This window comes from Streptomyces sp. NPDC044044, from assembly GCF_056434405.1.
In genome coordinates, this window is record NZ_JBWKFG010000013.1 from 115,166 (window position 1) to 139,582 (window position 24,417).

The following is a 24,417-nucleotide window of genomic DNA, read 5'->3' on the forward strand; positions in this document are numbered from 1 at the left end:
GCTCACGCCGCGAGCGGCATCGCGGCCAGCTCCGCGACCACCCAGGTCAGCGGCCCGAGAACGGCCACGAGCACGCCTGCCCGCAGTGCCGCGGTGCCGCGCAGCATCGAAGCGGGCGCCCCGAGCTGGAGCAGTGCGGCCGTCGTGTCCGAGCGCGCGTGCTTGGCCTCGATCGCGGCCGTGGCCAGGGTGAGGACCGCGCAGCCCGCGACGAGCAGCGAGCCGAGCGTGGTCAGCGGGCCGACCTCGGGCCGTGCGCCGGAGTAGAGCGTGAGTGCCGCGTACGCCCCGGAGCCCACGGCGCAGAGCACCCCGAGGGGCCGCCCGATCCGCCGTGCCTCCTCCTGCAGCCCACGCCCGGCCAGGAGCCGCATCGCGCCGGGCCTGACCGCCTGCAGGATCCGCCCGCACAGATACGTGAGGCCGGGGCCCGCGAGGGTGAGGCCGACCGCCGTGAGCGTCCACCCGGCGAGCACACCGGCGGGGCTGCCGGTCAGGCCGCCGGGCATCGTGAGGTCGGAGGCGCCGGGGGAGCGGCTCGCGTACGCCTCGACGGCGAGGCCCGCCGCGAGGAGCGCGATCCCCCAGGGCAGCCCGCTCGGCGGTGCGGCCGGTGCGGCCGGTCCGTCCTGGCGGGGTGCTTCGTCCTGCTCGTCGGCCGACTTCGCGGTCCTGGGGCGCAGTGCGGCCGCGCTGGCGGCGGAGGCCGTCAGCGGGACGAGGGCGAGCAGGGTGAGGGCGGCGCCGAGGGGCAACGGCTGGTCGGCGGCGAGCAGTTCGGCCGCGGCGCCGTCGAACGGCAGGCCCGTCAGATCACCGCGCAGGTGCAGGAAGAACAGGAGCGCCACCATCGAGCCGAGCGTGCACGCCACGGCCGTGGAGATCGCGGCGAGCACCGTGAGCTTGGCCGGGCCGAGTCCCACGGCGGAGAGTCCGGAGCGCGGGCGGGTCGCCGGGTCGGTGCGCGCGACGGTGACGGCGAAGTAGACGGTGGCGGCGATCGGCGCGACGCACCAGGCGAGCCGCAGCAGGGCCGCGCCGGACGCGTCCGGGTGTCCCATCGCGTACCCCAGTGTGCACAGCAGCAGGAAGCCGGTGCCGGCCGATGCGGCGGCGACGAGCAGCCTGCGCAGCTGGACCAGGGGGTGGGCCCCGCGGGCTAGACGGAGAGCGAGCACGCGGCCCGGCCTTCCGCCTCGTCGGAGTCGCCCTCGGAGTCGCCGTCGGAGGCGGCGGCCTTTGCGGCTCCTGCGGGCCCTGTGGTCTCCGCGGCCCCTGCGGCCCCCGCGGCACCGGCCGCCGGTGCCGTCGGCTCGTCCGACCCCGGCAGATGCACCGTGTTCACGCGCCTCCCGTCGAGCAGCGTGACCGTCCGGTCGGCGAGGGCGGCGACCTCCGCGTCGTGCGTGGCCAGGACGACCGTGATGCCGTGCGAGCGGGCCGCGGTCGTCAGCGTCCGAAGGACGTGGGCGCGGTCGGCGCGGTGCAGCGGCGCGGTCGGCTCGTCGGCGAAGATCACGGACGGCATCGTGACCAGGGCGCGGGCGATGGCGATGCGCTGGCGCTGGGCCTGCAGCAGCGCGTGCGGGCGCTTGCGGGCGCAGTCGCCGATGTCGAGGCGCTCGAGCCACTCCTGGGCCGTGGTCTTGGAGACGCGGTGCGACGCGTCGCGCAGCATCATCGGCAGCGCGACGTTCTCCCAGGCCGTGAGCTCGGGCACGAGGTGCGGCTCCGGGTCGATCCAGCCGAAGCGGTCGCGGCGCAGACGCTCGCGGACCACGGGCCCCATCGTGTGCACCGGCGTGCTGTTGAACCAGACCTCGCCCTGCTCGGGCAGGAGCTGGCCGGAGAGGCAGCGCAGGAGAGTCGTCTTGCCGCTGCCGCGCGGGCCGGTGACGGCGAGGATCTCGCCCTCGCGCACACCCAGCGATACGCCGGTGAGTGCGGGCGAGCCGTTGTGTGTGACGTGCAGGGCGCGTGCCCACAGCACGTCGTTGTCCGGCGGAGCCACCATCACGTACACCTCGGTTCAGATCAGTTTGCCTCCCCCGTACGGGGGAACGAAGGCGGGGCCGATCGGTCACTGGGCACGCTAGGGATCCAGGCCACGATGCCTGGAAACGACGCGGCCCGGGGGCGCCCGTTCTCACTCGAACGGGCGCCCCCGGGGCCGGTGTTGATCACTCGATCACACTATGGATCCCCGAAGGGCCCGGAGGCCTTCGGGGATCCCAGGGATCAGAGCTTCGTCCACGCCTCCGTGAGGACGTGGCGCAGCACACCCTCGATCTCGTCGAAGGTCTCCTGGGTGGAGATCAGCGGCGGGGCGAGCTGGACGACCGGGTCGCCACGGTCGTCGGCGCGGCAGTACAGGCCGTTCTCGAAGAGCGCCTTGGAGAGGAAGCCGTACAGGACGCGCTCGGTCTCCTCGTCGTTGAACGTCTCCTTGGTGGCCTTGTCCTTCACGAGCTCGATGCCGTAGAAGAAGCCGTTGCCGCGGACGTCGCCGACGATCGGCAGGTCGTGCAGCTTGCGCAGGGTCTGGTAGAACGCGTCCTCGTTGTCGAGCACGTGCTGGTTGAGACCCTCCTTCTCGAAGATGTCGAGGTTGGCGTTGCCGACCGCGGCCGAGACGGGGTGGCCGCCGAAGGTGTAGCCGTGCAGGAAGGTGTTGTCACCCTTGTAGAACGGCTCGGCGAGCTTGTCCGAGATGATGCAGGCGCCGATCGGGGAGTAGCCCGAGGTCATGCCCTTGGCGCAGGTGATCATGTCCGGGACGTAGTCGAACTTCTCACAGGCGAACATCGTGCCGAGACGGCCGAAGGCGCAGATGACCTCGTCCGAGACGAGCAGCACGTCGTACTGGTCGCAGATCTCGCGCACCCGCTGGAAGTACCCGGGCGGGGGCGGGAAGCAGCCACCGGCGTTCTGCACCGGCTCCAGGAACACGGCGGCGACCGTCTCGGGACCCTCGAAGAGGATCTCCTGCTCGATCTGGTCGGCGGCCCAGCGGCCGAAGGCCTCCGGGTCGTCGCCGTGGATCGGGGCGCGGTAGATGTTCGTGTTCGGCACCTTGTGCGCGCCCGGGACGAGCGGCTCGAAGGGGGCCTTGAGCGCGGGCAGACCGGTGATGGACAGGGCGCCCTGCGGAGTGCCGTGGTAGGCGACCGCGCGGGAGATGACCTTGTACTTCTGGTGGTTGCCGGTGAGCTTGTGGTACTGCTTCGCCAGCTTCCACGCGGTCTCGACGGCCTCGCCGCCACCGGTGGTGAAGAAGACCTTGTTCAGGTCACCCGGCGCGTGGTTCGCGAGGCGCTCGGCGAGCTTGACGGCCTGCGGGTGCGCGTAGCTCCAGATGGGGAAGAAGGCCAGTTCCTGCGCCTGCTTGTACGCCGTCTCGGCGAGCTCGTGACGACCGTGACCGGCGTTGACCACGAACAGGCCGGAGAGGCCGTCGAGGTACTTCTTGCCCTTGTCGTCGTAGATGTAGGTGCCTTCGCCACGCACGATGGTGGGCACGGGTGCGTTCTCGTAGTCCGACATGCGGGTGAAGTGCATCCACAGGTGGTCGTACGCGGTTTGGCTGAGGTCCTTGCTCACGGCTATCGGGTTCCCCACATATAGGTCTGCTTCTTGAGCTTCAGATAGACGAAGCTCTCGGTGGAGCGCACGCCGGGGAGGGCGCGGATGCGCTTGTTGATCACTTCGAGAAGGTGGTCGTCGTCCTCACAGACGACCTCCACCATCAGGTCGAAGGAGCCCGCGGTCATCACCACGTACTCACACTCGGCCATGGCCGTCAGCGCCTCCGCGACGGGATCCAGATCGCCCTCGACGTTGATGCCGACCATCGCCTGGCGCCGGAAACCCACGGTGAGTGGGTCCGTGACGGCGACGATCTGCATCACGCCCTGGTCGAGCAGCTTCTGGACGCGTTGGCGCACGGCCGCTTCGGAAAGGCCCACGGCCTTGCCGATGGCGGCGTACGGACGGCGTCCGTCCTCCTGAAGCTGTTCGATGATCGCCAGGGAGACGGCGTCGATGGACGAAGAACCGTTCCCTTGTCGGGAACTGCTGGAATCTGCGCTGCGACTGGCCACGACCCCATGGTGCACAGGACTCGACAGTTCCGCAAGGTCAGATCGATGAAATTCGTTGTCTGGAGCTTCGATAGTCACGGATTTCGCAGCTATGGGCCCCCGGGTATGTTGAAAGCGTCGGTACACCGACTAGGGTGGGTGTCTCATCCACTGGACATCTGACTGGAGGGCCGGAAGTGACCACCGAGCTGCGCCGTCTGCGTAACTACATCGACGGAGAATTCCGGGACGCCGCCGACGGGCGGACCACCGAGGTGGTCAACCCCGCCAACGGCGAGTCCTACGCCACCGCACCCCTGTCGGGGCAGGCCGACGTCGACGCCGCCATGGAGGCGGCCGCCGCCGCGTTCCCCGCCTGGCGCGACCTGACGCCCGCCGAGCGCCAGAAGGCCCTGCTGAAGATCGCCGACGCCTTCGAGGAGCGCGCCGAGGAGCTCATCGCGGCCGAGGTCGAGAACACGGGCAAGCCGACCGGGCTCACGCGGTCCGAGGAAATCCCGCCCATGGTCGACCAGATCCGCTTCTTCGCGGGCGCGGCCCGGATGCTCGAAGGCCGCGCGGCCGGCGAGTACATGGAGGGTCTGACCTCCATCATCCGCCGCGAGCCGATCGGCGTCTGCGCGCAGGTCGCGCCGTGGAACTACCCGATGATGATGGGCGTCTGGAAGTTCGCCCCGGCGCTCGCCGCGGGCAACACCGTCGTCCTCAAGCCCTCGGACACGACCCCCGCGTCGACCGTCCTGATGGCCGAGATCATCGGCTCGATCGTCCCCAAGGGCGTCTTCAACGTCGTCTGCGGCGACCGTGACACCGGCCGCGCGATGGTCGAGCACCACACCCCGGCGATGGCCTCCATCACCGGCTCGGTGCGCGCCGGCATGCAGGTCGCCGAGTCCGCGTCCAAGGACCTCAAGCGGGTCCACCTGGAGCTGGGCGGCAAGGCGCCGGTCGTCGTCTTCGAGGACGCCGACATCGCCAAGGCCGTCGAGGACATCTCGGTGGCGGGCTTCTTCAACGCGGGCCAGGACTGTACGGCCGCCACGCGCGTGCTCGTCCACGAGTCCATCCACGACGAGTTCGTGACCGCGCTCGCCAAGGCCGCGGCCGACACGAAGACCGGCCAGCCGGACGACGAGGACGTGCTCTTCGGCCCGCTCAACAACGCCAACCAGCTGAAGCAGGTCTCCGGCTTCATCGACCGCCTTCCGGCGCACGCCAAGGTCGAGGCGGGCGGTCAGCGGGTGGGCGAAAAGGGCTTCTTCTACGCCCCGACCGTCGTCTCCGGCCTGAAGCAGGACGACGAGATCATCCAGAACGAGGTCTTCGGCCCGGTCATCACCGTCCAGTCCTTCACGGACGAGGCGCAGGCCGTGTCGTACGCGAACGGCGTCGACTACGCCCTGGCCTCCTCCGTCTGGACGCAGAACCACGCGCGTGCGATGCGCATGGCCAAGGTCCTCGACTTCGGCTGCGTCTGGATCAACACGCACATCCCGCTGGTCGCGGAGATGCCGCACGGCGGCTTCAAGAAGTCCGGCTACGGCAAGGACCTTTCGGCCTACGGGTTCGACGACTACACGCGCATCAAGCACGTCATGACGTCGATCGAGGGCTGAGCCTCCTCGTCCCGGTCCTCGTCCCCGGGCTAATTCAGATGCCCGGCCCCGCCGCCCCCGCGTACCGTCAGGAACGCGGGGGCGGCTCCGTGGTGTGCTTCCTTCTTTCTCATCTCTGCAAAAGATCCGTAGCGCACCCACTCCCCGCCCCCGCCTTTCTGTACCTACGGGGGTGGGACCTGATGATGACGACGGCCGACGATCTCGCCGGGCTGCTGCTGCGCCGCCGACAGAGCGTGTACGTTCCCGCCGGCACCGGACGCTCCGCCGTGACCGACGCCGCCGCGGTCGTCCTCGAAGCCGAACTCGCCGACCGCGGGCACCTGTTGACCGCTCCTGTGCGCCGCGCGCTGGCCGCGCTCTCCGTCGCCGACCTCGCCGCGACGGGCATGAAGCTGATCGCGGACGTCGACGCGCTGATGGGCTCCGACCGCCACCACGCCCCGCTGTTCCAGCGCTTCCCCGACGACATCCCGTACCAGCACGCGTACGACCGCTACACCTCCGTCGTCGTCGCGCACCTCGCCGCCCAGCCGCACCAGCCCTGCATGAACTGCGCGGGCACCAAGGCCCCCGTCCGCGCGCTCGCGCCCTGCGCGCATCTGCTGTGCGACGACTGCCACCGCAAGCAGGAGGACTGGGGCTGCTGCGAGGACTGCTGCGTCTGGTACGCCTGCCCGGTCTGCGAGAACCGCTACGAGACGGGCGGGCCCACCGACCCCTGGATCGACGCCGGCGCGGGGCTCGGCGGTGACGGCGGTCAGATCCTGCGCGCGCTGCGCCTGGCCGCGCCGGGCGACGCCGCCGCCGAGCTCACCGCCCTGCTCGCCCGCCGCACGCCCCTGAACCCGCAGGACCACGACGACCTGGTCCTGCTGCTCGGGCACCTGGACCCGGCCGACGCGGCGGACCGGCTCCCGGCGGACATACCCCTGCGCGAGAGCAAGGCGCTCGCCCTCGCGCCGCTGCTCGACGTGCCGGAGCTGCGCGCGCTCGTGGGGCGGTACGCGGACACCGCCACCGACGTGCTGCGGATCCTCGTCGTACGTTCCGGGGGCGACCCCGACCTGATCGAACTACCGCGCCTGCGCGGGCTCCCGCGTGCCGTACGCCGTGAACTCCTCGCCCTGCTCGACGGGTTCGACCTCCGGCGCCTCGCCGAGGACATGGCCCGCAACCCGCGCGCCTGGAAGCGGGTCGGCGAAATCCTGCACCCCTTCGAGCAGGCGCACCGGCACGCGCGCGTGGCGCTCGCCTTCGCCGTCCTGCGCGGGACCCGCATCGGCGGCACCGCGCTCTCCGAGACGCTCCTCGCCGAGGCCGCCCGGCACGAGGACGTCCGCATCGAGGGCGACCGGCTGCGGATCGTCACCTGGCAGGGGCGCGTCGAGGAGGCACTCGGCCGCTGGGACACCACGGCCGCCGCCGGGCTGCTGCGCGAGCGCCCCGGTGAACTCCTGCGCCGCCTGGACCTGTTGCTGGCCCGGTCGGGCTCCGCGACCCTGCCGGACGCGGTGGGCGATGCGCTCGCCGATGCCCTGCCCCGCTCCGGACCCGGGCCGCTCCTCGGCGCGTACGGCCGCATGAAGGTCCGTTCCGTGCCGGGGCACCGCCGCGTCTTCTTCCCGCGCGGACGCGTCACCCGGGCCTACGCCGTCGAGGACCACCGGCCGCCGCTGCCGTCCCGGGTGGCGGGGCGCGCCGGGGAGCTGATCGAGGCGGAGGCGGTGCGGAGGATCGCCGCGGGCTCGGACGGCGAGCAGTACGAGGTGGCGGTCCTGGACGCCGCGCTCGCCGACCTTCCGGTGCCGTTCGCCGAGCGCGCTTCGGCGGCCTCGCTGGTCGCGGTGCCGCGCGGCAGCTCGCTGCCCATGCCCGCGGACAGTGAGACCGTGCGGCTCTTCCTGCACTGGCTGCAGCCCAAGGGCGTGCGCGTCGACCTCGACCTGTCCGTCGCGCTCTACGACGACCTGTGGCGCTTCATCGGCCTGTGCGACTACACGCAGCTTACGTACGCGGGCGGCGCCGCCCGGCACTCCGGCGACCTGACATCGGCGCCCGCCCCGCACGGCGCCACCGAGTACCTGGACCTGGACCTGCCGCGGCTGGCCCACGTGGGGGTGCGCTTCGTGGTGCCCGCGGTCCTCTCGTACAACAACGTGCCCTTCGACGAACTCCCGGACGCCTTCGCGGGGTTCATGGCGGTGGAGGGCACGGGGCGTGCGGTCTACGACCCGCGGACCGTGCGGCAGCGCTTCGACCTCGCGGGGGACGCGGCGCTGCGCGTGCCGATGATTCTCGACCTGCGGTCGCGGCGCGCCTGGTGGACCGACGTCACTCTCGCGACGGGCGACGGCAACCACGACGTGTGGCGGTACTGCAAGCAGCTGGGCCGCATGGGCAACGATCTGCTCGACACCTTCCTGCCGGGCGGCCGGGCCACCCTGTGGGACCTCGCCTGCTGGACGGCGGCGGCCCGCACCGACGGCACCGTGTACGTGCGCGGCCGGGGCCACGTCCTGTGGGGATACCGCCGCGCGCAGGACGAGCCGCGCGCCGACTTCGCGCTGCGGGTCCGCGACGGCTGGGAGCCGGACGAGCTGCGCGCGGAGCCGGGTCCGGAGCTGGCGGGCCGCCGTGCGCTACTGGCGCTCCTGCACGGCGAGTTGGCGGGGGCTGAAGGCATTGCGTCCGGCACGGTGTACCGGCTCTACCCCGGGCCGGTGGACGCGGCCGCGCCGGTGCGGATCACTGCGGGGGACCTGGCGGGGTGGCTGGAGCCCGCGTGACCGGTGGGAGCGGGATGGGCGGGAGTGATCGACAGGGTGTCGCTTCCCGACCGCGCGGCTCGACGCAGCGTCCATTGCCTGTACGTGACACGCAGGCGCATGCTGCCGGGGTGCGAGCGAACCCCAGAGCCTCCTCAGTCTCCCGTCGGTCCCTGCTGCGTGCCATCGGCGGCGGGGCAGCCGTCAGCGCGCTCGCGGGCTGCGGCGTGCCCGCGGCGTACATCGGACCCGGCGAGCGCGCGGCCGGGGACCGCTCACGGCGGGACAAGACGCTGACCTTCGCGAACTGGCCGCTGTACATCGACACCGATGACGACGATTCGACGAAGCGGCCCTCGCTCGACGCCTTCGAGAAGCGGACGGGCATCGACGTCCGCTACACGGAGGAGATCAACGACAACGACGAGTTCTTCGGCAAGATCAGCCCGTCCCTGATGAACCACCAGGAGACCGGCCGCGACCTCATCGTCATCAGCGACTGGATGTGCGCCCGCTTCGTGCGCCTGGGATGGGTCCAGGAGATGGACCGCGCCCGTCAGCCGAACGTCACCAAGTACCTCGACCCGCTGCTGCGTTCGCCGAGCTTCGACCCCGGCCGCAAGAACACGGTGCCCTGGCAGTCCGGGATCACCGGCATCGCGTACAACAAGCGCAAGCTGGGCCGGGAGATCAAGCACGTCTCCGACCTGTGGGCCGATGACCTCAAGGGCCGGGTCACGCTGCTCTCCGGACTCGACGAGTCGTTCGCGCTGCTCATGCAGGGCGACGGCGTCGACATCACCACATGGAAGGCCGACGATTTCCACGCGGTGTGCGACCGGGTGGAGAAGCTGGTGGCGTCGAAGCACATCCGCCGCTTCACGGGCAACGACTACATCAAGGACCTCTCCAGCGGCGACGTGCTGGCCTGCCAGGCCTACAGCGGTGACGTGATCCAGCTCCAGGCCGACGATCCGGACATCGAGTTCGTCGTCCCCGAGGAGGGCGCCGAACTGTGGGCGGAATCCCTGATGATCCCCAACCTGGCCCGCCACAAGCGGAACGCGGAACAGCTCATCGACTACTACTACGAGCCCGAGGTCGCCGCGGAGCTCGCGGCCTGGGTCAACTATGTCTGCCCGGTCCCGGCGGCCCGCGACATCCTCGCCTCGTCCAAGGACAAGGAGCTGGCTTCGCTGGCGGAGGACCCGCTGATCTTCCCGGACGACGCGATGCGGAAGCGGCTCGCGATCGCGCGGGACATCACGTCGGAGGAGCGGACGGAGTTCGCGAAGCGGTGGAACGCGATCGCGGGGCTGTAGCGGGGCGCCGCTCAGGAGCGGCGCCGGCACAGGGCCTTTTGGACGGCAGCGACCGCGTCCTCGGACCGCATCCGCCAGACCGCCAGCTTGTCCTGCACCCGTGACGCGACGGTCCGCCACTTGAACCACAGCGGCAGCTGCCGGAACGGGACGTAGTCGAGGGTGTCGTCGACGGCGGTCTCGGCGAAGCCACGATGACCCTCCGCACGCAGCGCGGCGAACAGCTCCGGGGTGAGCCCGCCGTTGACCCGGGCCGCGACACCGGCCGCGGTGTACGCGAACCCCCGCTGTCCGTGGTCCGGCAACCGCATCGCCTTGATGATCCGGGGTGAGGCCTCGGCCAGCGTGCAGTTGAAGGCGAGACCGATGGCCGCCGTACCGAGCGGGCGTTCGCCGCGTTCGTACGCCGCGTCCCAATCGGTGGGGTCGTCGATCCCCAGCAGGCCCTCGCCGCTCTCCCAGTCCCACGTTGCCACCATGGCGATTCTCCTCACTTTGAACACCCAAGAGTCTCGCTGCGTTTCATAGGTAACTGCACGGCTCGCGATACGAGGCCGACGGGCGTCACCGCCCTCGTCCCGGCAACTGCCCTGCAGGCAAGGGGAGTTGATGCCCAGGTGGCCGTCGGTGGATCGCTTGGGCATGGCTCGGATATCCGTACGACATGCGGCGTCCGCCCTGACTCGGATGCCGCGGAAAAGGAACGAACGTGATGCCCAAGCGAACCGGTCTGCTCGCGGCGCTCGCCGCTCTGCCCGCCGCCCTCCTCACCGTGGCCGTCTCGTCCCCGGTGTTCGCGGCGGACACCCCGGCCTACCAGATCGACCTGGCGTCGCTGAACGACTCCGGCTCCACGGGAACGGCCCTCCTGAGCCTGCGCGGCAACGCGCTGACCGTGTGGATCAAGTCCGAGGGCATGGTGCCGGGCCAGCCATCGGCCCAGCACCTGCACGGATCCACCGACGGCCACGACTTCCAGTGCCCGGACGACGGCGACGACACCAACGGCGACGGCATCCTGGACAACACCGAGGCCACCGTCCACTACGGCGACATCAACATCTCGCTGACCCTCTCCGGAGGCACCGACGCGGGCAGCGGCCTCGCCGTGGACCGGATGCCGGTGGCCGACGCGCAGGGCAGGGTCTCCTACAAGCGGACCATCACCGTCGGGCAGGACGTGGTGGACCACATCAAGGACCTGCACATCGTGCAGCACGGCATCGACCGCAACGACAACGGCAAGTACGACTTCGAGGGCGCGGGCAAGAGCGAACTCGACCCGAAGCTTCCCCAGGAGGCCACCGCACCGACCAACTGCGGTGTGGTCAAGGGCGCGGCGGTCGGATCCGTACCCGTCGGCGGGGTCGAGACCGGCAGCGGCGCCGCCGAGAGCGGCGGCATGTCCTCCGGCGCCCTGGTCGGTACCGCGGGGACGGCGGCGCTGACGGCCGCGGGGCTGCTGGTCCTCGCGCGTCGGCGTCGGCGGACGGCGCCCGTCGCCGCCGTCGTGAAGACGGGGGACGCCGCGTGAGCCGCTCGGTCCGCAGGATGTGGGCCGGGGTCCGGCATGCCTCCGCCGCCGTGGTCGCCGCCGTCGCCGCGGCCCTGATGCTCACCGCGTGCGCAGGTCAGGACGGCCCGGCCGCCTCGCAGGCGGCCCCCCGCCAAGGCGCCGCGCAGGACGGCACGGCGGAGGGCGACCGCACACCGGCGGCGGAGTCGTCCGGGCAGCCGGGGAAGGCCGTCGCGGCCCTGGAACGGTCCGCGCCCCGGCGCGTGGCCATCCCCTCCCTGGGCGTGACGAGCGAGCTGGAGGTGCTGGGGCAGAACAAGGACGGGGCGATGACCACGCCCAAGAACCCGGATCTGGCGGGCTGGTACGAACCGGGCCCCACCCCCGGCTCCCAGGGCCCCGCGGTGATCGCGGGACACGTGACCTGGAACGGCGCGGACGCCGTCTTCAAGGGGCTGAAGACGATGAAGGCCGGGGACGCCATCGAGGTGACGCGGGAGGACGGGAAGACCGCCACCTTCACCGTGGACCGCGTCGAGGAGCACCCGAAGAAGAAGTTCCCCACCTTGGACGTGTACAAGAACATCGACCACGCGGGGCTGCGCCTGATCACCTGTGGCGGCGAGTTCGACGCGGACCGGAACTACTACCCCAACAACGTCACGGTGTTCGCGAGCATGACGGGCGTCACGTAGGAGCTCACCCCTTGCCGAGGGTCTCGGCCCGGGTGAAGGCGGCCAGCGCGATGCGCTCGGCCACCGGGTTCATGCCCGTGCCCTTGGCGTCGGTCGCGGTGACCGAGTAGACGAGGGTGCGCGAACCGTCCTCGGTGGAGGCGATCATGTTCGTGTAGCCGTAGCGGGAGCCGGTCTTGAGCCAGACCACCTTGCCGTCGACCTTCATCCGCTGAAGTCCCGCGCCGTACATGGCTTCCGGGACGCCGGGCGCAAGCTCGGGCAGCGCGAACATCTCCTTCAGCTGCGGTTCCGGGACGACCTCTCCGTCGAACAGCGCCTGGGTGAACACCTCCAGGTCGGCGGTGGAGGAGATCATGTCGCCCGCCGCGAAGCGGTCCGACTGGTTCCACTCGGTGACGTCGACGAGGCGGGTGGTGCCGTCCGGCTGCTTCATGCTCTGGTAGCCGCGGTTGTGCGGGCCGCGGATGCGGGGGTCGGCGCCGGGGAAGTAGGTGTCGCGCAGGTGGAGGGGGCCGAAGATCCGCCGGTCGGCCTGATCGGCGTACGAATCCCCGGTGACCCGCTCGATCAGCAGGCCGAGCACGGTGTAGCCGATGTTGCTGTAGTGCTGCTCGTCGCCCGGGTCGTGCTCGGGGCCCTTGGCGATGGCCGACGCGACGACCGTCTCCGGCTTCAGCGTGTCGAAGCGGTGGGCGTATTCGTCGTCGAAGCCGTCGCCCGGCTTCAGGCCGCTCGTGTAGTTGAGGAGGCTGCGGACGGGGATCGGTTTGAAGGTCTGTGACTGCTTCTGTGACTGCTTCCCCTTCGGGAACAGGTCCGGCATGTAGTGCTGCACCGGTCTGTCGAGGTCCAGCTCGCCCTCGGCGGCCAGTTGCAGCGCCACCGCCGCGGTCACGATCTTGGTCGTCGACCCGGCGCGGAAGCGCCCGTGCGGATCGGCCTTCCGGCCCGTGACCAGGTCGTGCACGCCGGAACTGCCGCGCCAGGTCCCGTCCGTGCCGCCGACGCGGACGAGGGCGGAGGTCGCGTCGGCGCCCGGGAGCCCCTTGATCGCCTTGCGCAGGGCCTTGCCGTTGGGTGCGGAGTCCTGAGCGGCAGCCGTCCCGGCCGTGACGGCCGGGGTGGGGGAGTGCGCGAGGGCGGGGGCGGTCGCGGCGCCGGTGAGGCTCATGAGGAGGGCGGCGGCGATGGCGGTGCGGGCGCGGAACTGCACGGTGTGACTCCAGGGTGGGCTGTGGTGTGGTGCTTCCCATCCTGGTGAGCGGGGTGGCGGGATGGATCCTCACTGGGGAGGGCGGGGGCGCGCTGAACCCTGAGGGGGCAACACCCATGCGCATCAGGGGTGTTGACGGACCGCCCCCTAGGGGGCGGGTGCGTGCGTCAGTTCGTCATGAGCAGGATGACCAGGACGACGCCGACCAGAAGAGCGATGGTCAGCATGCGGCCGACGGGATGCCGCGGATTGAGACGGTGGCCGCGGTAGCCCCGCTCGTCGCGCTCGTACACGAAGAGCGGCTCTTCCCGTTTGTCGTCGTCGCTGTTCCCCATGGACCACAAGCTAGTTGAGGGACCGTCCGGCTACGAGGGTGCGCCGTCGGACTGTGCCCGCAGGGCGTGCAGCGTGTCGACGCGATTGGTCGTGATCGAGTCGACGCCGATGTCGATGAGGCGGCGCATCGAGCGCTTCGTGTCCGGGGTCCAGGCCGAGACGAGCAGCCCCTGGCGCTGCACGTGGACGGTCAGTTCGCGGTTCAGGAGCGAGAAGCGGTAGTTGAGCCAGCGGGGCTTGATCGCGTCGAGCACGGCCGGGCGTGGCGGTGCCAGGGTCGTCCAGGTCAGGGCGATCTCGGCGGCGGGATCCGCCGCGCGCACCGCGAGCATCGTGCGGGCGCCCGCACAGTAGTACGCCCGCTCCGCCGCCCCGCAGTCCGCGATGGCGCCGACGACCACGCGCACGGACTCCGGCGTCGCGCCCGGCAGATCCACCATGAGCCGGTGCCCTTCGGTCGCCGCGACGGCTTCTTCCAGGGTGGGTACGCCGCGGTCGGTCAGGCCGCGCACTTCGTCCGCGGAGAGCGCGGACAGTGGGCGGTCGAGGTCCCACAGACGCTTCAGGGTCGCGTCGTGCAGCAGGACGGGGACGCCGTCACGGCTCAGGCGGACGTCGATCTCCACCGCGTCCGCGCCCCGGTCCAGCGCGGAGCGCAGGGACGGGATGGTGTTCTCGCGGACGCGGTAGGGATCGCCTCGGTGGGCCACGGCTGTCACGGTGCGCATGGGCCCATTGTGGTGCCGGGCCTAGGGGGCGAGCCAGGTCTGCGTGTACGTGTCGATCTCCGCGGCGAGCTTCGCCTTGCCCGCCGGGTCGAGGAACGACGCCTCGACGGCGTTCTTCGCCAGGTCCGCGATGCCCCGCTCGTCGAGGTCGAGGAGGCGGGCGGCGACCGCGTACTCGTTGTTGAGGTCGGTGCCGAACATGGGCGGGTCGTCCGAGTTGATGGTGACCGGGACGCCGGCGGCGACGAACTGCTTGATGGGGTGCTCGTCGAGGGTGGCGACGGCGCGGGTCGCGATGTTCGACGTCGGGCAGACCTCGAGCGGGATGCGGTGCTCGGCGAGGTGGGCGAGCAGCTTCGGGTCCTGGGCGGCGCTCGTGCCGTGGCCGATGCGCTCGGCGCGCAGGTCGGTCAGGGCGTCCCAGATGGTGCCGGGCCCGGTGGTCTCGCCCGCGTGCGGTACGGAGTGCAGGCCCGCCGCGATCGCACGGTCGAAGTACGGCTTGAACTGCGGCCGCGGCACGCCGATCTCGGGCCCGCCGAGCCCGAAGGAGACGAGGCCCTCGGGGCGCAGCTTGTCGGTGGTCGCGAGCCGCACCGTCTCCTCGGCGGATTCGAGCCCCGCCTCGCCCGGGATGTCGAAGCACCAGCGCAGTACGACACCGAGCTCGTCCTCGGCGGCCTTGCGGGCGTCCTCGATGGCGTCCATGAAGGCGCGGTCGTCGATGCCGCGGCGCACGGAGCTGTAGGGGGTGACGGTCAGTTCGGCGTAGCGGATGTTCTGCCGGGCCATGTCGCGGGCGACTTCGTACGTGAGCAGGCGTACGTCGTCCGCGGTGCGGACCAGGTCCACGACCGAGAGGTACACCTGGACGAAGTGGGCGAAGTCCGTGAACGTGAAGAAGTCGGCGAGGGCCTCCACGTCCGTGGGGACCTTGGAGTCGGGGTGGCGGGCGGAGAGGGCCGAGACGATGCGGGGGGACGCCGAGCCGACGTGGTGCACGTGCAGTTCTGCCTTGGGCAGTCCTGCGATGAAGGCATGCGGGTCGCGTGGCTCACGGGTGCTGCGTGGATCGGTCACGGTTTCCTCCCCAGGAACGGAATTGATCGGCTGATCGGTGGGTCGGGGATCATCGTAAGTGGCGCGCCTTCGGCCGGGGGCGGTGGCCGTAGCATGACGGAACGTATGAAAGAGGTGACGCGGGATGTCTGAGGGCTCGACGGGCTCGGGTGCGGGTTCGGGTGCGCCCGAGGGGCGGGACCCGTGGGCTCCGCCGGAGGACGAAGAGGCGCGAGGGGCGCCGGGGGCGCCGGGGGCGGGGTCGTCTTCCGGGTCGGCTCCCGGGGCGGCTTCGGGGCCGGTGCCGCTGGAGAAGCGGGATCCGTGGGCGGCGCCTTCCGGGCCTTCCGGGCCTTCCGGGCAGGGGCAGCCGGGGGGCGGGCCTTTCGCGCCGCCTTCACCGCAGCAGCCCCAGCCCCAGCCTCAGCCTCAGCCCCAGTCCCAGCCGGGGCCTCAGGGCGAGGAGCCGGTGCCGCCGCCTCCGGTCGGGCCCGAGGGGCCGGGGCAGGTGCCTTACGGCTACCCCGGGTTTCCGGGAGGCCACCAGGGCGCCGGTGCGCACGGGCCGCAGGGCTACCCGGGTTATCCCGGTTATCCCGGTTATCCCGGCTACCCGGGCCATCGGGGGCAGGGCCCGCCCGGGTACGGCTGGCCCGCGATGCCGATGGCTCCCGCCAACGGGATGGGCGTGACGGCGCTCGTTCTCGGGATCATCGCGGCCGCCGGTTTCTGCCTGTGGCCCCTGGCGATCGTGCTCGGCATCCTCGCGATCATCTTCGGGGGGATCGGGCGCGGCAGGGCGAAGCGCGGCGAGGCGACGAACTCCGGGCAGGCGCTGGCCGGGATCATCTGCGGGGTCGCGGGCATCGTCCTGGGCGTGGCCCTGCTGGTGGTGCTGATCGTGACGCCGGACGACGTGTTCGAGGAGGACGGGGCTTCGGAGGACGGCAGCAGCTATTCGACGACCCTGGTCGTCGCCTCCTAGGGCCGGGGGCGTCCAGTACCGCCGGATGAACGGGTGGGCGGGCGGGAAAGATCCGCCCGAAGCGGCGGTCCAGGGAGTCCGTTCCGCCGTCCCGCCTAGTGCAAACGCCCCCGCGCCTCCATCAGCGCGAAGCCCAGCAGATTCGGCCCCCGCCACTTCTCCGGGTCCTGGGCCCGCTCGTCGTCGGCCGCCAGGCCTATGCCCCAGATGCGGTCCATCGGGCTCGCCTCGACCAGGACCCGCGAGCCCGTGCCGACCAGGAACGAGCGGAGGGGCTCGGTCGACGCGAACTTGTGGACGCTGCCCTCGACCACGATCCCGAACCGCTCCCGGTCCCACACCGCCTCGTCGAAGCCCCGCACCAGCCGCCCCGCCTTCTTCGCCTCCGCGGGCGTACGCGCGGCGAGGATCGTGGCCTCGGCCTCCGGGTCGGCGAAGAGGCGGGCCTTGGCCGCCATCATCCAGTGCTCGGCCGTCCCGTACTCCACCCCGTCCACGGTGAAGGGCGCCGGCCACCACTGGCTCAGGCAGCTCGAACCGAGCGTCCCGTCCTGCCGCGGCCTGTGCCCCCAGAAGTGCAGATACTTGACTCGTGCCCCCGCACGCACCGCGCGGACCAGCGCATCCACCGAGTCGATCTTCGTCATGCACGCGAGTCTGGCACGCACCACTGACATTCCGTCCTGGGTTTTCCAGGAGGACTCGACACCTGGTCGACAGATTCCGTCGCGTAACCAAAAGGCAACAACGGAATCACTTGTTGGAGTACCACTGCTCTGTCAGGATCGGCACTCAAATCGATCTGGAGCTACGCCGACCCCCTGGGACGGGGGCGACGGCGGAGGAGAGCGTCATGCACAACTTCCAGGCGCAGGACCACTTCGCGGACGGCGCGCAGTACATCGCGGGACGGCTGACCAAGGGAACCTCAGGGCGTTCCCACGCCGTCGTCGACCCGGCCACGGGCGAGGACGTCCACCGTTACGAACTCGCGGGCGAGAAGGACGTCGACGCCGCGGTCGCCGCCGCCGCGCACGCCTTCCCCGAGTGGGCGGGCGCGACCCCCGGCGAGCGCTCCGACGCCATGCACCGCTTCGTCGGCGTACTGGCGGAGCGTGCGGAGGAGTTCGCGCAGGCCGAGTCGCTCCAGTGCGGCAAGCCCATCAAGCTCAGCCGGGAGTTCGACGTACCGGGCACCGTCGACAACGCCGCCTTCTTCGCGGGAGCGGCACGGCATCTCCAGGGCCAGTCGGCCGGTGAGTACTCCGGCGACCACACCTCGTACGTACGGCGTGAGCCCATCGGGGTCGTCGGCTCCATCGCGCCCTGGAACTACCCGCTCCAGATGGCCGCCTGGAAGGTCCTCCCGGCCATCGCCGCGGGCAACACGATCGTCCTCAAGCCCGCCGAGCTCACCCCCTTCACCTCGCTCCTCTTCGCGCAGGCCGCCACCGAGGCGGGCATCCCGGACGGTGTCGTCAACATCATCAGCGGGGCGGGGCAGGACGCCGGAGAGCGGCTCGTCGGGCATCCCGACGTCGCCATGACCTCCTTCACCGGGTCCACCGGCGTCGGCAAGCGCGTCGCGGAGATCGCCACCTCCACCGTGAAGCGGCTGCACCTGGAGCTCGGCGGCAAGGCGCCCTTCGTCGTCTTCGACGACGCCGACCTGGACGCCGCCGTGCACGGCGCGGTCGCCGGAGCGCTCATCAACACCGGGCAGGACTGCACGGCCGCCACGCGCGCGTACGTCCAACGTCCGCTGTACGACGCCTTCGTGGACGGCGTCGCCGCGCTGATGGAGACCGTCCGGCTCGGTGACCCCTTCGCCGACGACACCGACCTCGGGCCGCTCATCTCGCACGTCCACCGCGACCGCGTCGCCGGTTTCGTCGACCGGGCACGCTCCTACGCGCGCGTGGTCACCGGCGGCGAGGCACTCGACCACCCCGGTGCCTTCTACAGGCCCACCCTCATCGCCGACGCCGCGCAGGACAGCGAGATCGTGCAGTCCGAGATCTTCGGCCCCGTGCTCGTGGTGCTGCCCTTCGACTCCGACGAGGACGGCATCCGGCTCGCGAACGACACCCCGTACGGACTCGCCGCCTCCGCCTGGAGCCGCGACGTGTTCCGCGCCAACCGCGCCACCCGCGAGATCAAGGCGGGCTGCGTGTGGGTCAACGACCACATCCCGATCCTCAGCGAGATGCCGCACGGCGGATACAAGGCGTCCGGCTACGGAAAGGACATGTCCGCCTACTCCTTCGAGGAGTACACGCAGATCAAGCACGTGATGTTCGACAACACCGCGGTGGTCCGCAAGGACTGGCACCGCACCGTCTTCGGGGACCGATAGCCGATTGCTGGAAGGCCGCCCGACCAGCGGCCGCCCATCCTCCCGAAAGGGCAACCAAGCGCATGGAGCAGTACGAGCCCGAACCCCTCTCCCCGGCCCAACTGGCCGCCATGCACCGCAGCTTCAGGAACGGCAGGGCCGCCCTCACCCGCCGTTCCCTGCTGCGCGCCTCCGCGAGCGGCGCGTTCGCCGTCGGCGGTCTCGGTGCGCTCAGTGCCTGCGGCATCCCGGCAGCGAGCAAGGGCCAGGGCGACGTCACGTCCGACGACCACTCGGACAAGGAGAAGCGGATCACCTTCTCCAACTGGACCGAGTACATGGACGTCGACGACGACGAACGACGCCCCACCCTGGACGCGTTCACGAAGCGCACCGGGATCAAGGTCAAGTACACCGAGGACATCAACGACAACGTCGAGTTCTTCGGGAAGATCAAGCCGCAGCTCGCGGCGGGCCAGGACACCGGACGCGACCTCATCTGTGTCACGGACTGGCTGGCGGCCCGGCTCATCCGCTTCGGCTGGGTCCAGAAACTGGACCCGGCCAACCTGCCGCACGCGTACACGAACCTGTCCGCCCAGTTCCGCAACCCGGACTGGGACCCGGGGCGGGCCTACTCGTACCCCTGGACCGGCATCTCCACGGTCATCGCGTACAACAAGAAGGCGACCGACGGCGAGGACATCACCTCGGTGTCGCAGCTCCTGGACAACCCCAAGCTCAAGGGGCGCGTCGGCTTCCTCTCCGAGATGCGCGACAGCGTCGGCATGACGCTCATCGACATGGGCAAGGACCCCTCGAAGTTCACCGACGACGACTTCGACGCGGCCATCGCCCGCCTCCAGAAGGCCGTCGACAAGAAGCAGATCCGCCGCTTCACGGGCAACGACTACACGTCGGACCTCGACAAGGGCGACCTCGCCGCGTGCCTCGGCTGGGCGGGCGACATCGTCCAGCTGCAGGCCGACAACCCCGACATCGCCTTCCACATCCCGGACCAGGGCTACATCACGTCCACGGACAACCTGCTGGTCCCGAACAAGGCGCGGCACAAGAAGAACGCCGAACGGCTCATCGACTACTACTACGAGCCCGAGCCGGCCGCGCGCCTCGCCGCGTACATCAACTACGTCTGCCCCGTGGACGGTGTGCGCCCCGAGCTCGCGAAGCTCGACAAGAAGGCCGCGGCGAACCCGCTGATCCTCCCGGACAAGGAGATGGCCGCGAAGTCCCACGGGTTCCGCTCGCTGACGCCGAAGGAAGAGACGGCGTACGAGGAGAAGTTCGCCAAGCTGACCGGTGCCTAGACGGTGCGACCACGCCCGTCCGTAGTTCCCGCGCCCTCCCTCTCAGTCCCCTCGACACCCCTGGACGCACCATGACGACTGCTACAGAACACGGCGGCGACGTCCGCCTCACCGGGATCAGCAAGACGTACGGCTCCTTCACGGCCGTGCGACCGCTCGACCTCACCGTGCCGCAGGGCTCCTTCTTCGCGCTGCTCGGCGCGTCCGGCTGTGGCAAGACCACCACGCTCCGCATGATCGCGGGTCTTGAGGAGCCCAGCTCGGGGACCGTGCACCTGGGCGAGCAGGACGTCACGGCGCTGCCGCCGTACAAGCGGCCCGTCAACACGGTCTTCCAGTCGTACGCCCTCTTCCCGCACCTCGACATCTTCGAGAACGTCGCCTTTGGCCTGCGCCGCCGCGGCATCAAGTCCGTGAAGGGCAAGGTCGGCGAGATGCTCGACCTCGTGCAGCTCGGCGAGCAGGCCCGCAAGAAGCCGCACCAGCTCTCCGGCGGCCAGCAGCAGCGCGTCGCCGTCGCCCGCGCCCTGATCAACCACCCCAAGGTGCTGCTCCTCGACGAGCCGCTCGGCGCACTCGACCTCAAGCTGCGCCGCCAGATGCAGCTCGAACTCAAGCGCATCCAGACCGAGGTGGGCATCACGTTCATCCACGTCACGCACGACCAGGAGGAGGCCATGACGATGGCCGACCAGGTCGCGGTGATGAACGCGGGCCAGGTCGAACAGCTCGGCGCCCCCGCCGACCTCTACGAGAACCCCCGCACCACCTTCGTCGCCAACTTCCTCGGCACGTCGAACTTCATCGAGGCCGAGATCGCGGGCCGCAGCGGCGACGACCTCACCCTCAAGGCCGGCGACGGCAAGCTCGTCCTGCCCGCCGCGCGATGTACGGCGCCGACCACCACGGGCGGCAAGGTCATCCTCGGCGTACGCCCCGAGAAGATCTCCCTCACGCACGCCGACGAGGCGGGCCGGATCCCCGAGGGGCGCAACCGCATCACGGGCCGCATCGCCGACAGCAGCTTCATCGGCGTATCGACGCAGTACGTCATCGACAGCCCGCTCTGCGACGCCTTCGAGGTCTACGCCCAGAACATCGAGCGCGACACCCGCCTCGTCCCCGGCGTCGAGGTCGTCCTGCACTGGAACCCCGCGCACACCTTCGGCCTGGACGCCGCCCAGGACATCGAGGCGGGCGTCGAGAAGGTCGAGGAGGACGCCTCCGCATGACGACCACCCTCACCAAAGCGCCCCCGGCGCAGGAGCCGGACGAGGCGCCGCGCAAGATCCGCAAGCGCGGACGGCTCGTCCCCTACTGGCTGCTGCTCCCCGGCATCCTCTGGCTCGTCGTCTTCTTCGCGCTGCCGCTGGTCTACCAGGCGTCGACGTCCGTCCAGACCGGCTCCCTGGAAGACGGCTTCAAGGTCACCTGGCACTTCGCCACCTACTGGGACGCCCTGAGCGACTACTGGCCGCAGTTCCTGCGCTCGGTGATGTACGCGGGCGCCGCCACGATCCTGTGTCTGCTGCTCGGCTATCCGCTCGCGTATCTCATCGCGTTCCGCGCGGGCCGCTGGCGCAACCTCATCCTGGTCCTGGTCATCGCGCCGTTCTTCACCAGCTTCCTCATCCGTACGCTGGCGTGGAAGACGATCCTCGCGGACGGCGGCCCCGTCGTGGGCGCCCTCAACTCGCTGCACGTCCTGGACGTCACCAGCTGGATCGGCGTCACGGACGGCGACCGGGTCCTGGCCACACCGCTCGCGGTGATCTGCGGACTCACGTACAACTTCCTGCCGTTCATGATCCTGCCGCTCTACACGTCCCTCGAACGGATCGACGGCAGGCTGCACGAGGCGGCGGGCGACCTCTACGCGAAGCCGTCCACCACCTTCCGCAAGGTGACCTTCCCGCTCTCCATGCCGGGCGTCGTCTCCGGGACGCTGCTCACCTTCATCCCCGCGGCGGGCGACTACGTGAACGCGGATCTGCTCGGCTCCACCGACACCCGCATGGTCGGCAACGTCATCCAGACGCAATTCCTGCGCATTCTGGATTACCCGACGGCCGCGGCCCTCTCCTTCATCCTGATGGCGGCGATCCTCGTCATGGTCACCTTCTACATCCGCAAGTCCGGGACGGAGGATCTCGTCTGATGGCTGCCTTCTTCCGCTGGCTCCGCGGCAAATTCGTCGTCATCGCGGGTCTGCTGACGCTCGCGTATCTGCTGCTCCCGAACGTCGTCGTGACGGTGTTCTCCTTCAACAAGCCGAAGGGGCGCTTCAATTACGCCTGGCAGGACTTCTCGCTCGACGCGTGGAAGGACCCCTGCGGCGTCGCCGACATGTGCGGCTCGCTCAGCCTGAGCCTGCAGATCGCCACCTGGGCGACGATCGGCGCGACCCTGCTCGGCACGATGATCGCCTTCGCGCTCGTCCGCTACCGCTTCCGGGCGCGCGGCGCCGTCAGCTCGCTGATCTTCCTGCCGATGGCGATGCCCGAGGTCGTCATGGCCGCCTCGCTGCTCACGCTCTTCCTCAACATGGGCGCGCAGCTGGGCTTCTGGACGATTCTCATCGCCCACATCATGTTCTGCCTCAGCTTCGTGGTGACCGCCGTCAAGGCGCGCGTGATGTCGATGGACCCGCGCCTGGAACAGGCCGCACAGGACCTCTACGCGGGCCCCGTGCAGACCTTCGTCCGGGTCACGCTGCCGATCGCCGCACCGGGGATCGCGGCGGGCGCGCTGCTCGCCTTCGCGCTCTCCTTCGACGACTTCATCATCACGAATTTCAACGCGGGATCGACCGTGACCTTCCCCATGTTCGTCTGGGGATCGGCACAGCGCGGTACGCCCGTTCAGATCAACGTCATCGGTACGGCGATGTTCCTTGTCGCCGTTCTCCTGGTGCTCGGCGGAATGATCGTCTCCAAGCGCCGCAACAAGCAGGCGCGGTAACACCCGACAGTTCTGAAGGAGTGGAAATCATGGCCCCAAGCGCCATGACCCGTTTCACCAAGTCTCTCTCCGACGCCCAGCCGGTCTCGTACTGGCTGGACGACCCCGGCAAGCCACGCGCCGAACCCGCCCTCACCGGTGACGAGCAGTGCGACCTGCTCGTCGTCGGCGGCGGCTACAGCGGACTGTGGACCGCGCTCATCGCCAAGGAGCGCGACCCGCACCGCGAGGTGGTCCTGGTCGAGGGCCGAGAGGCGGGCTGGGCCGCCTCCGGCCGCAACGGCGGCTTCTGTGCCGCGTCCCTCACGCACGGCATCTCGAACGGCCTGTCCCGCTGGCCCGGCGAGATCGCGAAGCTGGAGGAGCTCGGCGCCCGCAACCTCGACGAGATCGAGGCGGCCGTCAAGCGCTACTCCATCGACTGCGACTTCGAGCGCACCGGCGAGATCGACGTGGCCACGCAGCCGCACCAGCTCGCCGAACTGCACGAGATGTACGAGGAGATGGCGGAGCACGGCCTCGCGGGCGGCTCCGAGCTGCTCGACGCGGACGCCCTGCGCGCGCACGTCGACTCGCCGACCTTCCTCGGCGGACTCTGGGACCGGGAGGGCGTCGCCATGCTGCACCCGGCGAAGCTCGCCTGGGGCCTGAAGCGCGCCTGCCTGGAGAAGGGCGTACGCGTCTACGAGCACACGCCCGCGCTCCAACTCGCCTCGTCAGGCGCCGGGATGGCCGTGCGCACCCCGTACGGCCGCATCCGCGCCCGGCAGGTGGCGCTCGCCACGAACATCTTCCCGTCGCTGGTCAAGCGCGTGCGCGCGTACACGGTCCCGGTCTACGACTACGCCCTGATGACGGAGCCGCTGACCGAGGACCAGCTGGCGGCCATCGGCTGGAAGAACCGCCAGGGCCTTGGCGACAGCGCCAACCAGTTCCACTACTTCCGGCTCTCCGCCGACAACCGCATCCTGTGGGGCGGCTACGACGCGATCTACCCCTTCGGCGGCAAGCTGCGCGCCGAGCACGACGACCGCCCCGAGACGTACGCGAAGCTGGCGGGCCACTTCTTCACCTGCTTCCCGCAGTTGGAGGGGGTCCGGTTCACGCACGCGTGGGGCGGCGCGATCGACACGTGCTCGCGCTTCTCGGCGTTCTTCGGCACGGCCCACGCGGGGCGCGTCGCGTACGCGGCGGGGTACACCGGGCTCGGTGTCGGAGCCACCCGCTTCGGCGCCGACGTCATGCTGGACCTGCTCTCCGGCGAGCGCACGGAGCGCACCTCCCTGGAGATGGTGCGCACGAAGCCGCTGCCGTTCCCGCCCGAGCCGTTCGCGTGGACGGGCGTGGCCCTGACCAAGTGGTCGCTGGCCCGTGCGGACGAGAACGGCGGCCGGCGCAATCTGTGGCTGAAGACCATGGACAAGCTGGGCCTGGGCTTCGACAGCTGACCTG

At 70.4% G+C, this 24,417-nt stretch carries 22 protein-coding genes; 12 read left to right on the plus strand and 10 right to left on the minus strand.

The genetic code is table 11. From position 1 onward, the window contains the following. Positions 1 to 2 precede the first annotated feature (2 nt). The 4 genes from AC07AG_RS39425 to AC07AG_RS39440 form a co-directional block, all read right to left on the minus strand. Entirely contained in the window at positions 3 to 1,178 is a 1,176-nt protein-coding gene (locus AC07AG_RS39425; protein ID WP_478761609.1) for a hypothetical protein, read from the minus strand. After that, positions 1,160 to 2,014, minus strand: coding sequence for an ABC transporter ATP-binding protein (locus AC07AG_RS39430; RefSeq protein WP_478761610.1), 855 nt, complete (start codon positions 2,012 to 2,014; stop codon positions 1,160 to 1,162). Before AC07AG_RS39430 ends, AC07AG_RS39425 begins: the two co-directional genes overlap by 19 nt. A 224-nt stretch (positions 2,015 to 2,238) precedes the next feature. Then, positions 2,239 to 3,618 carry an aspartate aminotransferase family protein gene (locus AC07AG_RS39435; RefSeq protein WP_478761612.1) on the minus strand — a complete coding sequence of 460 codons (1,380 nt, stop codon included), beginning with the start codon at positions 3,616 to 3,618 and terminating at the stop codon, positions 2,239 to 2,241. After that, complete coding sequence (locus AC07AG_RS39440) at positions 3,603 to 4,115, minus strand: Lrp/AsnC family transcriptional regulator (RefSeq protein ID WP_249592806.1); 513 nt, start codon at positions 4,113 to 4,115, stop codon at positions 3,603 to 3,605. Before AC07AG_RS39440 ends, AC07AG_RS39435 begins: the two co-directional genes overlap by 16 nt. Positions 4,116 to 4,276: 161 nt before the next feature. On the opposite strand from AC07AG_RS39440, the gene AC07AG_RS39445 reads away from it, so the two are divergent. The 3 genes from AC07AG_RS39445 (at position 4,277) to AC07AG_RS39455 (ending at position 9,806) form a co-directional block, all read left to right on the plus strand. Next, on the plus strand, positions 4,277 to 5,716 hold the full coding sequence (locus AC07AG_RS39445; protein WP_361056002.1) for a gamma-aminobutyraldehyde dehydrogenase: 1,440 nt from the start codon (positions 4,277 to 4,279) through the stop codon (positions 5,714 to 5,716). Positions 5,717 to 5,898: 182 nt separating this feature from the next. Beyond that, the gene (locus tag AC07AG_RS39450; protein WP_478761614.1) at positions 5,899 to 8,505 is read left to right on the plus strand and encodes an MXAN_6230/SCO0854 family RING domain-containing protein; all 2,607 of its coding nucleotides are present in this window, start codon (positions 5,899 to 5,901) and stop codon (positions 8,503 to 8,505) included. Positions 8,506 to 8,615: 110 nt separating this feature from the next. Continuing rightward, entirely contained in the window at positions 8,616 to 9,806 is a 1,191-nt protein-coding gene (locus tag AC07AG_RS39455) for an ABC transporter substrate-binding protein (RefSeq protein ID WP_478761616.1), read from the plus strand. An 11-nt stretch (positions 9,807 to 9,817) separates the two neighbouring features. On the opposite strand, the gene AC07AG_RS39460 is transcribed toward AC07AG_RS39455, so the two are convergent. Further along, entirely contained in the window at positions 9,818 to 10,285 is a 468-nt protein-coding gene (locus AC07AG_RS39460; protein ID WP_478761618.1) for a hypothetical protein, read from the minus strand. 230 nt (positions 10,286 to 10,515) lie between these two features. Between AC07AG_RS39460 and AC07AG_RS39465 the strand changes: the two genes are divergently transcribed. Further along, positions 10,516 to 11,340 (plus strand): hypothetical protein, encoded by an 825-nt coding sequence (locus tag AC07AG_RS39465; protein ID WP_478761619.1) that lies wholly within the window; start codon positions 10,516 to 10,518, stop codon positions 11,338 to 11,340. After that, the gene (locus AC07AG_RS39470; protein WP_478761620.1) at positions 11,337 to 12,017 is read left to right on the plus strand and encodes a class F sortase; all 681 of its coding nucleotides are present in this window, start codon (positions 11,337 to 11,339) and stop codon (positions 12,015 to 12,017) included. The genes AC07AG_RS39465 and AC07AG_RS39470 overlap by 4 nt, the downstream gene beginning before the upstream one ends. A 4-nt stretch (positions 12,018 to 12,021) precedes the next feature. Here the strand turns inward: AC07AG_RS39470 and AC07AG_RS39475 are convergent, their stop codons facing one another. From AC07AG_RS39475 to AC07AG_RS39490, 4 genes are all read right to left on the minus strand, one after another. After that, complete coding sequence (locus AC07AG_RS39475) at positions 12,022 to 13,233, minus strand: serine hydrolase domain-containing protein (RefSeq protein ID WP_478761621.1); 1,212 nt, start codon at positions 13,231 to 13,233, stop codon at positions 12,022 to 12,024. Between the two features lie 167 nt (positions 13,234 to 13,400). Next, positions 13,401 to 13,568, minus strand: coding sequence for a hypothetical protein (locus AC07AG_RS39480; protein ID WP_478761623.1), 168 nt, complete (start codon positions 13,566 to 13,568; stop codon positions 13,401 to 13,403). A gap of 30 nt (positions 13,569 to 13,598) precedes the next feature. After that, on the minus strand, positions 13,599 to 14,297 hold the full coding sequence (locus AC07AG_RS39485; protein WP_478761625.1) for a glycerophosphodiester phosphodiesterase: 699 nt from the start codon (positions 14,295 to 14,297) through the stop codon (positions 13,599 to 13,601). Positions 14,298 to 14,318: 21 nt separating this feature from the next. Continuing rightward, complete coding sequence (locus AC07AG_RS39490) at positions 14,319 to 15,377, minus strand: adenosine deaminase (RefSeq protein ID WP_478761626.1); 1,059 nt, start codon at positions 15,375 to 15,377, stop codon at positions 14,319 to 14,321. Positions 15,378 to 15,825: 448 nt separating this feature from the next. Here AC07AG_RS39490 and AC07AG_RS39495 point away from each other — a divergent pair, with 448 nt between their 5' ends. Further along, a complete protein-coding gene (locus AC07AG_RS39495; protein WP_478761627.1) occupies positions 15,826 to 16,341 on the plus strand; it encodes a DUF4190 domain-containing protein in 516 nt (171 codons plus the stop codon). A gap of 95 nt (positions 16,342 to 16,436) precedes the next feature. On the opposite strand, the gene AC07AG_RS39500 is transcribed toward AC07AG_RS39495, so the two are convergent. Next, complete coding sequence (locus AC07AG_RS39500; protein WP_478761628.1) at positions 16,437 to 17,018, minus strand: NADAR family protein; 582 nt, start codon at positions 17,016 to 17,018, stop codon at positions 16,437 to 16,439. Positions 17,019 to 17,194: 176 nt separating this feature from the next. Between AC07AG_RS39500 and AC07AG_RS39505 the strand changes: the two genes are divergently transcribed. The 6 genes from AC07AG_RS39505 to AC07AG_RS39530 all read left to right on the plus strand — a co-directional run bounded on the left by AC07AG_RS39505 (position 17,195) and on the right by AC07AG_RS39530 (position 24,413). Next, positions 17,195 to 18,697 carry a gamma-aminobutyraldehyde dehydrogenase gene (locus AC07AG_RS39505; RefSeq protein WP_478761630.1) on the plus strand — a complete coding sequence of 501 codons (1,503 nt, stop codon included), beginning with the start codon at positions 17,195 to 17,197 and terminating at the stop codon, positions 18,695 to 18,697. Between the two features lie 62 nt (positions 18,698 to 18,759). Then, entirely contained in the window at positions 18,760 to 20,004 is a 1,245-nt protein-coding gene (locus AC07AG_RS39510; protein ID WP_478761632.1) for an ABC transporter substrate-binding protein, read from the plus strand. 71 nt (positions 20,005 to 20,075) lie between these two features. After that, positions 20,076 to 21,236 carry an ABC transporter ATP-binding protein gene (locus tag AC07AG_RS39515; RefSeq protein WP_478761634.1) on the plus strand — a complete coding sequence of 387 codons (1,161 nt, stop codon included), beginning with the start codon at positions 20,076 to 20,078 and terminating at the stop codon, positions 21,234 to 21,236. Continuing rightward, positions 21,233 to 22,162: an ABC transporter permease gene (locus AC07AG_RS39520; RefSeq protein ID WP_478761636.1), complete on the plus strand. Its 930-nt coding sequence runs from the start codon at positions 21,233 to 21,235 to the stop codon at positions 22,160 to 22,162. Before AC07AG_RS39515 ends, AC07AG_RS39520 begins: the two co-directional genes overlap by 4 nt. Further along, positions 22,162 to 22,965, plus strand: a complete 804-nt coding sequence (locus AC07AG_RS39525; protein ID WP_478761638.1) for an ABC transporter permease — start codon at positions 22,162 to 22,164, stop codon at positions 22,963 to 22,965. The genes AC07AG_RS39520 and AC07AG_RS39525 overlap by 1 nt, the downstream gene beginning before the upstream one ends. A gap of 29 nt (positions 22,966 to 22,994) precedes the next feature. Then, the gene (locus AC07AG_RS39530) at positions 22,995 to 24,413 is read left to right on the plus strand and encodes an NAD(P)/FAD-dependent oxidoreductase (protein ID WP_478761640.1); all 1,419 of its coding nucleotides are present in this window, start codon (positions 22,995 to 22,997) and stop codon (positions 24,411 to 24,413) included. Positions 24,414 to 24,417: the final 4 nt, after the last annotated feature.

Bases quoted from the DNA above. Each gene is read 5' to 3' on its own strand.
- AC07AG_RS39430 (WP_478761610.1), bottom strand. From the start codon at position 2,014: ATGGTGGCTCCGCCGGACAACGACGTGCTGTGGGCACGCGCCCTGCAC.
- AC07AG_RS39450 (WP_478761614.1), top strand. From the start codon at position 5,899: ATGATGACGACGGCCGACGATCTCGCCGGGCTGCTGCTGCGCCGCCGA.
- AC07AG_RS39460 (WP_478761618.1), bottom strand. From the start codon at position 10,285: ATGGTGGCAACGTGGGACTGGGAGAGCGGCGAGGGCCTGCTGGGGATC.
- AC07AG_RS39480 (WP_478761623.1), bottom strand. From the start codon at position 13,568: ATGGGGAACAGCGACGACGACAAACGGGAAGAGCCGCTCTTCGTGTAC.
- AC07AG_RS39485 (WP_478761625.1), bottom strand. From the start codon at position 14,297: ATGCGCACCGTGACAGCCGTGGCCCACCGAGGCGATCCCTACCGCGTC.
- AC07AG_RS39500 (WP_478761628.1), bottom strand. From the start codon at position 17,018: ATGTCAGTGGTGCGTGCCAGACTCGCGTGCATGACGAAGATCGACTCG.
- AC07AG_RS39505 (WP_478761630.1), top strand. From the start codon at position 17,195: ATGCACAACTTCCAGGCGCAGGACCACTTCGCGGACGGCGCGCAGTAC.
- AC07AG_RS39510 (WP_478761632.1), top strand. From the start codon at position 18,760: ATGGAGCAGTACGAGCCCGAACCCCTCTCCCCGGCCCAACTGGCCGCC.
- AC07AG_RS39515 (WP_478761634.1), top strand. From the start codon at position 20,076: ATGACGACTGCTACAGAACACGGCGGCGACGTCCGCCTCACCGGGATC.
- AC07AG_RS39520 (WP_478761636.1), top strand. From the start codon at position 21,233: ATGACGACCACCCTCACCAAAGCGCCCCCGGCGCAGGAGCCGGACGAG.
- AC07AG_RS39525 (WP_478761638.1), top strand. From the start codon at position 22,162: ATGGCTGCCTTCTTCCGCTGGCTCCGCGGCAAATTCGTCGTCATCGCG.
- AC07AG_RS39530 (WP_478761640.1), top strand. From the start codon at position 22,995: ATGGCCCCAAGCGCCATGACCCGTTTCACCAAGTCTCTCTCCGACGCC.